General features: G+C 65.2%; 5 protein-coding genes. 2 read left to right on the forward strand and 3 right to left on the reverse strand.

Annotated elements, in window-relative coordinates:
* The first annotated feature begins 370 nt into the window (after positions 1 to 370).
* Together AB4Y84_RS07315 and AB4Y84_RS07320 are read left to right on the forward strand one after the other, a co-directional pair.
* Positions 371 to 3,448 carry a TonB-dependent receptor gene (locus AB4Y84_RS07315; protein ID WP_442249934.1) on the forward strand — a complete coding sequence of 1,026 codons (3,078 nt, stop codon included), beginning with the start codon at positions 371 to 373 and terminating at the stop codon, positions 3,446 to 3,448.
* Positions 3,449 to 3,610: 162 nt separating this feature from the next.
* Entirely contained in the window at positions 3,611 to 3,805 is a 195-nt protein-coding gene (locus AB4Y84_RS07320) for a heavy-metal-associated domain-containing protein (protein ID WP_025874804.1), read from the forward strand.
* Between the two features lie 77 nt (positions 3,806 to 3,882).
* Here AB4Y84_RS07320 and cueR read toward each other — a convergent pair whose 3' ends face one another.
* From cueR to AB4Y84_RS07335, 3 genes are all read right to left on the reverse strand, one after another.
* Positions 3,883 to 4,335, reverse strand: coding sequence for a Cu(I)-responsive transcriptional regulator (cueR, locus tag AB4Y84_RS07325; RefSeq protein WP_025874806.1), 453 nt, complete (start codon positions 4,333 to 4,335; stop codon positions 3,883 to 3,885).
* Between the two features lie 12 nt (positions 4,336 to 4,347).
* Positions 4,348 to 6,849, reverse strand: coding sequence for a heavy metal translocating P-type ATPase (locus tag AB4Y84_RS07330; RefSeq protein WP_442249935.1), 2,502 nt, complete (start codon positions 6,847 to 6,849; stop codon positions 4,348 to 4,350).
* Between the two features lie 178 nt (positions 6,850 to 7,027).
* A partial coding sequence (locus AB4Y84_RS07335; protein ID WP_442249936.1) for a TonB-dependent receptor occupies positions 7,028 to 8,275 on the reverse strand: 1,248 nt, incomplete at its 5' end.

An 8,275-nucleotide genomic window follows, 5' to 3' on the forward strand; every position in this document is an offset into this window, starting at 1 on the left:
GTTGCTGTTTTCTTGGCTTGAAGGCCTCTGCGGGTGCCGGGCGCAGCCCGGCCGGCCCACCCCGTCTGCGCATGTAAACGCTTACAGCGTTTTTGCGCAAAGGGTCATTTGCACGACACGTCGCTGCCATATTGCGCAGCAACATGCGTCGGCGCCGTTGCCGTGCTAAAAATCGCCCCGCCCATCGCTTAGATCGATCCAAGACGACATCGCGATGGCCCGGGAGTTGGGGAGCAAGACAGGACGTGCCGCGCCATCCGCCAGGCGCTCGTTGCATCTGCAGGGCGAAGGCAAGATCGGCATCACGAATTAGATCGATTCAAGTTTCCGCGTCAGTCAGTCACCGGATCAATCCAGGAGAGAGGGAGAGATGGCAATGAAGCATTCAACACGTACGCAGGGCCACGACGCGTTGTCGCTGGCCATCGCGCTGGCCCTGGCCGCCGCCGTCGCCCCGCTTGGCGCTTCCGCCCAGCAGGCGTCAGCAACGACCGGCACGCAGGACGCCACCACCCTGGACAGCGTCCAGGTCACCGGCTATCGCTACGCGATCGAAAAGAGCCTGCAGCAGAAGCGCGACGCCAACGCCGTGGTCGAAGTGATCACCGCCGAGGACGTTGGCAAGTTCCCCGACAAGAACGTGGCCGATGCGCTGCAGCGCGTGCCCGGCGTGGTCATCACCCGCAGCGGTGGCGAAGGCAAGTCGGTCAGCGTGCGCGGCCTCGCGCCCGACCTGACCCTGACCCAGTTGAACGGCAACTACGTTGCCTCGTCGGAAACCAACAACGAAGCTACCCGCTCGTTCAACTACACCCTGCTGCCGTCGAACATGCTGTCCAGCGCCGAGCTGTTCAAGTCGCCGGAGGCGCGCATCGACGAAGGCGGCATCGGCGGCACGGTCATCCTGCACACCCGCCGACCGCTGGAGATGGAAGCCAATTCCGGCTACGTCAACCTGGAAGGCACTTCGTCCGATACCAGCCACGACGTCGATCCGCAGGTGTCGGCGCTGTATTCCTGGCACAGCAAGGACGAGCGCTTCGGCGTGCTGGTCGGCGTGACCCAGCAGAAGCGCACCACCCGCACCATGGAGACCAGCACCGAGGACTACCAGTGGTACGGCAACAACACCACCGCCCGTGATGCCAACGGCAACCTGCTGGAACAGGATGGCATCCACTACTGGTGGGGCCAATCCGGTTTCAACAACCAGACCGGCACGAACTACAGCGAATTCTTCATGCCGACCTCGGTGAACTTCGCGGTGAAGGAAGAGAAGCGCGAGCGCAAGGGCGGCCAGCTGACCTTCCAGTTCAAGCCGATCGACAACCTGACCCTGACCGCGAACTACTTCCGCTTCGAACTGCAGGGTGACTACACCCAGAACATGCTGAAGGTGCCGGAGTGGAACCTGGCCCGCTACAACGGCGATGGCAACTGGGCCGGTGGGCGCCTGCTCAACGGGCTGAGCTTCGATCCCAGTGGCAGCATCGTCACCGGCGCGCAGTACGAGAAGCTTGCCGGCAAGACCTATTACTGCAGCGAAGACCAGGCCGCCGCAGCTGGCCTGCCGCCGGGTGGCTGGGGTCCGGATGACTGCACCATCCCCACTCCGCAGCTGACCGGTGGCTACAGCAAGGAAAAGGCGCTTTCGCAGACGGCCGATCTGACCGTCGACTGGGACATCAGCCCGCTGTGGAAGGCCAGCTTCACCGGCGGCCGCACCTGGTCCAAGGGTGGCCCGTCGATGAATTTCCGCATGTCGGCCAAGCCCCGCCGCAAGGTCGGTGACCAGTGGCAGGCCGGCAACCAGTACACCGCATGGGACCTGACCGGCACGCCGTCGCTGACCGTCTCGCCGGACATCCAGCAGCAGCTGATGGCTGGCATCGCCGAGGTCGATACCGGCTCCACCGATTCGTCGTGGATGCAGACCGAGGTCAAACAGAACTACTTCCAGGCCGACGTCACCAAGATGTTCGAAGCCGGCTGGCTGGATTCCATCCAGTTCGGCGCCAAGTACCGCGACGGCCAGGTGCACCGCAATACCGGCAACACCTACTGGGTCTGCCAAGGCTTGGACCCGGCCGACTATGACAACAATCGTTACCAGGCCGGTTGCGATCCGACCGCAGGCAATGCGCAGCCGGGCTTCTTCCTGTCCAACCCGATCAGCAACATCGCCGGTGGCTTCAATGCCAACGTGTTCCCCGGCATCAACTACCCGGCCTACATCGACTACCTCAACCAGACCTACGGTGGCTCGCACAACCGTACCGAGGAAGACTTCGTCTACGACGTCAACGAGAAGATCTACTCGGGTTACTTCCAGGCCAACTTCCGCACTGATCGCGTGCGTGGCAACGTCGGCGTGCGCGTGGTGCGTACCAAGCAGTTCGCCCAGTCCAGCGATTCGGTCGAACGTTTCAACGACTACTTCGTGGACAACGCCGCTGGTGCGCCGATGAGCTGCGATGACCCGGCTGCCGATCCGAACCTGCGTTGCCAGGGCGGCTTCGTGCGTCTGCCGGACAACCAGGTGCGCGACAAGGTCTATACCCTCAGCTCGCTGGAAAAGACCTATACGGACTTCCTCCCGAGCTTCAACATCGCCTGGGACATCACCGACAACCTGGTGCTGCGCGGTGCCGCGTCGAAGGTAATCGCGCGCCCGGGCTACACCAGCATCGCCTATCCGGGCGGCCTGCAGTACATCAGCCAGGAATACAGCAATGATCGTCGGGTCGCTGGCGGCACCGACACCCCCGGCTGGTACGGCTCGGGCAGCAACAAGGCACTGGAGCCGTTCAAGGCGGTGCAGTTCGACCTTGGCCTGGAGTGGTACTTCAAGCCGGGTTCGGTTGCAGGCGTGGCGTTGTTCCRCAAGAACGTGGACAACTTCACCGTGCCGGTCGTGCGCGACCAGCAGATGACCGTCGGTGGCGAAACGGTGGTGGTGCAGAAGTACAGCACCGAAGCCAACGGCCGCGACGGCGTGTCGCAGGGCGTGGAGCTGTATGGCCAGTACACCTTCGACATGGGCTTTGGTGTCCAGGCCAACTACACCTACAACGACACCAACCTGGCCTCGATCGTGCTTGATGGCGAAGAGATCGGTTCGTCGCCGCTGGTCGGCAGCGCCAAGAACCAGGCCAACGTCACCGTGTTCTACGAGAACGAGAAGTTCCTGGCCCGTGCCTCGTACAACCGTCGTGGCGAAGTGGTGGGCGGCCTCAACAACGGCCTGACCACCTACACCAAGCCGTACAGCCAGCTGGATCTGAACGTGGCCTACAACATCACTGCGGACTGGACCGTGACCGCAGCAGTGCTGAACGCCACCAAGTCCGAGCTGCGCAGCTACATCGGCAATGACAGCCAGGCCCGACTGCTGTCCAACCTGTATGCCGGGCGCCAGCTGTACTTCGGCGTGAACTGGAAGTTCTAAGGCATTACCCCCGCCTGCGGGCGGGGACGATCCTCCACGGCAGCCGCGCTGGTACAGGTGGCTGCCGTTTTTCGTGGCCCCTGCGCCGCGGGAACCCTTGACCCTGCCATCGTTGCAAGGTGCACACTGCCTCCACCCCCAAGTGCATCGAAGGAGCTACAGATGGAATTCCATGTGGAAGGCATGACCTGCGGCGGCTGCGCGCGTAGCGTGACCAAGGCGATCGAGCTGGTCGACCCGGCGGCGACGGTGTCGGCCGACCCGCCCAGCCGCCGCGTGCAGGTGCAGACCTCGGCCAGCGAAGCGCAGATCATTGCAGCGCTGACCGAAGCGGGTTTCCCGCCGCGCCCGGCCTGATCGCCTGACCCACTGCATGAACGATGCCCGCCCCGTGCAACTGCCGGGGCGGGCATTTTCTTTTCCGTATGTCGTCTTCAGGTCCTGCGCGCGCGCCTGCGTACCGCCCCGGTGGGCGCCGCAACCGGCGCAGCGCCCTCCTCGCCTTCCCCCAGCCGCTGCAGGATCGGGCACTCGGGACGATCATCGCCGGCGCAGCAGCTGATCAGTGATTTCAGCGTATCGGCCATCTGCCGCATGTTCTCGATGCGCTGTTCCAGATCATCAATGTGCTGCTCGGCCAGGCGCTTGACGTCGGCGCTGTGCCGCGAGGTGTCGTTCCACAGGCCCAGCAGGTCGGTGATCTCGGCCACCGAAAAGCCGAGATCACGCGCGCGACGGATGAAACGCAGCCGGTGCACGTCGGCCTGCGAATAGGCGCGATAGCCCGCGCCGGTACGGTCAGCTGGCGGAATCAGGCCGATCTGCTCGTAGTAGCGGATCATCTTGGCCGACACGCTGGATGCCTTCGATGCTTCACCGATGTTCATGCCATCACTCCTTTACTGGGCCGCATGGGACGCCTCGACCATCGGCGCCTGGAAGCGCCGCAGGCGCAGCGCATTGCCGAGCACGAACACGCTGGACAGGGCCATGGCACCGGCGGCGAACACCGGCGACAGCAGCACGCCCCATACCGGGTACAGCGCACCCGCCGCGACCGGAATCAACGCGGTGTTGTAGGCGAAGGCCCAGAACAGGTTCTGCCGGATGTTGCCGATGGTCGCCTTCGACAGCGCGATGGCGTTGGGCACGCCCTGCAGGTTGCCGGACATCAGCACCACGTCGGCCGATTCCACCGCGACGTCGGTGCCGGTACCGATGGCCAGGCCCACATCAGCTTCGGCCAGCGCAGGCGCATCGTTGATGCCATCACCGACGAACGCAATCTGCCCGTAGGCCGCCTTCAACCGACGCACCGCCTCCACCTTGCCTTCCGGCAACACCTCGGCCACCACTTCATCGATGCCGAGCTGGCGGGCGATGGCCTGCGCGGTAGCGGCGTTGTCACCGGTAATCATGGCCACCTTCAGACCCAGCTGGTGCAGCGCGGCAATGGCGGCCGGCGTACTCGGCTTGATCGGATCTGAGACGGCGATGATTGCCGCCAGGCGGCCATCGATGGCGGCATACAGCGGCGACTTTCCTTCGTTGCCGAGGCGGTCGGCCAGCGCAGCGAACATGCCGATGTCCACGCCCAGCGAACGCATGAAGCGATCGGCACCCACTTCCACCCGCGCACCGTCGACGCTGGCACGCACGCCCATGCCGGTCACCGACTCGAAATCAACCATCGCCGGCAACGCGATGCCCTCCTCCGTCGCCGCCTCGACAATGGCGCGGGCGATCGGATGCTCCGAGCGCGACTCCACCGCCGCCACCCTCGCCAGTACGTGCGCACGATCGAAGCCGTCGGCGATTTCCAGGTCGGTCAGCAGCGGGCGACCTTCGGTCAAGGTGCCGGTCTTGTCCACCGCCACCACCTTGGCGTCCTTCAACAGCTGCAGCGCCTCGCCCTTGCGGAACAGCACGCCCATCTCGGCGCCGCGGCCGGTGCCGACCATGATCGAGGTCGGCGTCGCCAGCCCCATCGCGCATGGGCAGGCGATGATCAGCACGGCCACCGCGTTGACCAGCGCGAAGGTCAGCGCCGGCGACGGCCCGAAGATCAGCCACACCAGGAAGGTGGCCAGGGCCGCCAGCATCACCGCCGGCACGAACCACAGCGTCACCTTGTCGACCACGGCCTGGATCGGCAGCTTGGAACCCTGTGCCTGTTCAACCAGACGGATGATCTGCGCCAGCATGGTCTGCCCACCCACTGCGGTCGCACGCAGGGTCAGCGCGCCCTTCTGGTTGACGGTGCCGCCGACCACGCTGCTGCCGGCCGACTTCTCCACCGGGATCGGCTCGCCAGTGATCATCGATTCGTCGACGTAGCTGCGACCGTCGGTCACCTCACCATCCACCGGCACGCGCTCGCCCGGACGCACTTCCAGCAGGTCGCCCAGCAGCACCTCGTTGATCGGGATATCGACGATGCGCCCTTCGCGACTGACGTGCGCCACCTTGGCCTGCAGGTTGACCAGGCGCTTGATCGCCTCCGAGGTGCGGCCTTTCGCGCGCACCTCCAGGAACCGGCCGAGCAGGATCAGCGCGACGATCACTGCCGCCGCTTCGTAGTAGACATTCACGGTGCCCGCCGGCAGCAGGCGCGGGATGAAGGTGGCCACCACCGAATAACCGAACGCCGCCGCGGTACCCACCGCCACCAGCGAGTTCATGTCCGGTGCCAGGCGCAGCAGCGCCGGGAAGCCCTTCTGGTAGAAACGCCGGCCGGGAATGGCCAGGACCAGCGTGGTCAGCACGAACTGCAGGTACCAGCTGGCCTGCATGCCGATCGTGGACATCACCCAATGGTGCATGCCGGGGATCAGGTGCGAGCCCATTTCCAATACGAACACCGGGGCCGCCAGCACGCTGGCCAGGATCAGGTCGCGCTTCAGCGCCACCCGCTCGGCATCCTTCTTTTCCGCCGCTTCCTCGTCGACCTGGGTACCGCCATCGATCGCGCGTGCCGCATATCCAACCTTGTCGATCGCCGCCACCAGTGCATCGATGCCGGCAACGCCGCGCACGGTCGCACGCTCGGTGGCCAGGTTGACGCTGGCGTGGCTGACGCCCGGCACCGCCAACAGCGCGCGCTCCACACGGCCGACGCAGGATGCGCAGGTCATCCCTTCCACGGCCAGTTCAGTGGTCGCGGCGGGCACTTCGTAGCCCACCTTCTCCACTGCCTGGATCAGCGCATCGCGGTCGACCGGACCAGAGGAACGGATGTCCGCGCGCTCGGTGGCCAGGTTGACCGACACGCTGGCGACCCCCTCGACCTTGGCCAGGGCCGCTTCAACGCGGCCAACACAGCTGGCGCAGGTCATGCCTTCGATCGGCAGGCTGATGGTGGAAGCCGTCTCGTGGACGGCTGTGGGGCTGGAGGTGCTCATGGCCTGGTTTCCCTGGTTCCATCTGGAGGATGGTGACCAGCCTAGACCTTGCCATCGTGGGAAGGTCAAATCCACCCCATCCCGCCAATGTTCCATCAAAGCCGCAGTAGAGCCACGCCATGCGTGGCTGCCCGTCAACCCGCGGCTGGCGCCGGGCCATGCCCGGCGCCGCCTTCCCTCAGAACGTGAACACATACTCCAGCGCGAACTCGCGGCCCACCGCGCCCAGCAAGCGGGTCGGCGCGAAATCGTAGTCGACCTTGTACGGGTCCTTGTGGTTCCAGCTGGTCGCATTGAACGCGTTGTTCACGTACAGATTGACCTTCATGAACTCGGTCACCTGGTAGCCGACGTTGAAGTTCCAGGTAATGAACGGTCCGACCCGGCCGTAGTAGCGCGCCGTCTGCTGCCCCGCATTCGGGTTCGGATTGGCCGATCCATCCGGACGCGTGGCGGGTTCCAGGCAGTTCAGCGACGGGCTGTCGCTGGGCACGTAACCATCGGCGAACGGCAGGCAGCCACCGGGGTTGTCCAGGCGGTCGGTGCCCCAGTGGTAGCGCACGCCCGGCACCGAACCGATGCGGTCGGCATACACGTTCGCATTCCAGTTGCCGCCCTGCCACGCCAGGCTGGCGCGCAGCTTGCTGCGCAGGTCACGGTCGCGACGCTCAGGGTTCGGATCGTTGGCGTAACGCTGTTCTTTCGTCGAAATCTGGTTGGTGTAGTTCACCCCCAGCTGGAAGCTGCCCCATGCGGCCGTCTCCAGCCGGTAGCGCGCGCTCAGGTCGATGCCGCGCACTTCGCGGCTGGCCAGGTTGAACGGCCCGCGCTCGATCGACACCAGCCGGCCGCTGCCGTCACGGTTCACCCGGGCCAGGATGCCGGCACAGTAAGCCTCACCTGCCGGGTTCGCCCACGGCGTGCCGTCCATGTTCTTGCCGGTCAGGCAGCCGGCCTCGCTGGCCAGCACCTCGTCCGCGCCGACGTCGACGATCATGTCTTCCAGCTTGATCGCCCAGTAGTCAGCGCTCATCGACAGGTTCGGCAGCACGTCCCACACGAAACCCACCGTCCACGAATCGCCGGTTTCCGAGCGCAGCAGCGGCGTACCCCGACGGTTCACATCGAACGCGTACCAGACATCGGTATTGCCCACGCCGCAGTTGTTGACCAGATAAGCGCCGCTCTCGATGCAGCGCAGGCGATCGTAGGTCAGCACTTCGGAACTGCTGGCCTGGCCCAGCAGGTAGTGCATGTCCGGCGCGTGGAAGCTGGTCGCGTAGGAACCGCGCACCAGCAGCGACTCGAACGGCCGCCATTCCAGGCCGGCGTTCCAGGTGGTTTCCTTCTGGCTGCCGATATCCAGCGCTTCGCCGCCGCCGTCGGCCTTGTAGCTGCCGTACCGGTCGTAGCGTGCCGCCGCGGT

Source organism: Stenotrophomonas sp. 2YAF22 (assembly GCF_052114665.1).
Lineage (GTDB): Bacteria > Pseudomonadota > Gammaproteobacteria > Xanthomonadales > Xanthomonadaceae > Stenotrophomonas > Stenotrophomonas indicatrix.

Coding starts and splice junctions, on each gene's coding strand:
- AB4Y84_RS07320 (WP_025874804.1), top strand. CDS start 3,611: ATGGAATTCCATGTGGAAGGCATGACCTGCGGCGGCTGCGCGCGTAGC.
- cueR (WP_025874806.1), bottom strand. CDS start 4,335: ATGAACATCGGTGAAGCATCGAAGGCATCCAGCGTGTCGGCCAAGATG.
- AB4Y84_RS07330 (WP_442249935.1), bottom strand. CDS start 6,849: ATGAGCACCTCCAGCCCCACAGCCGTCCACGAGACGGCTTCCACCATC.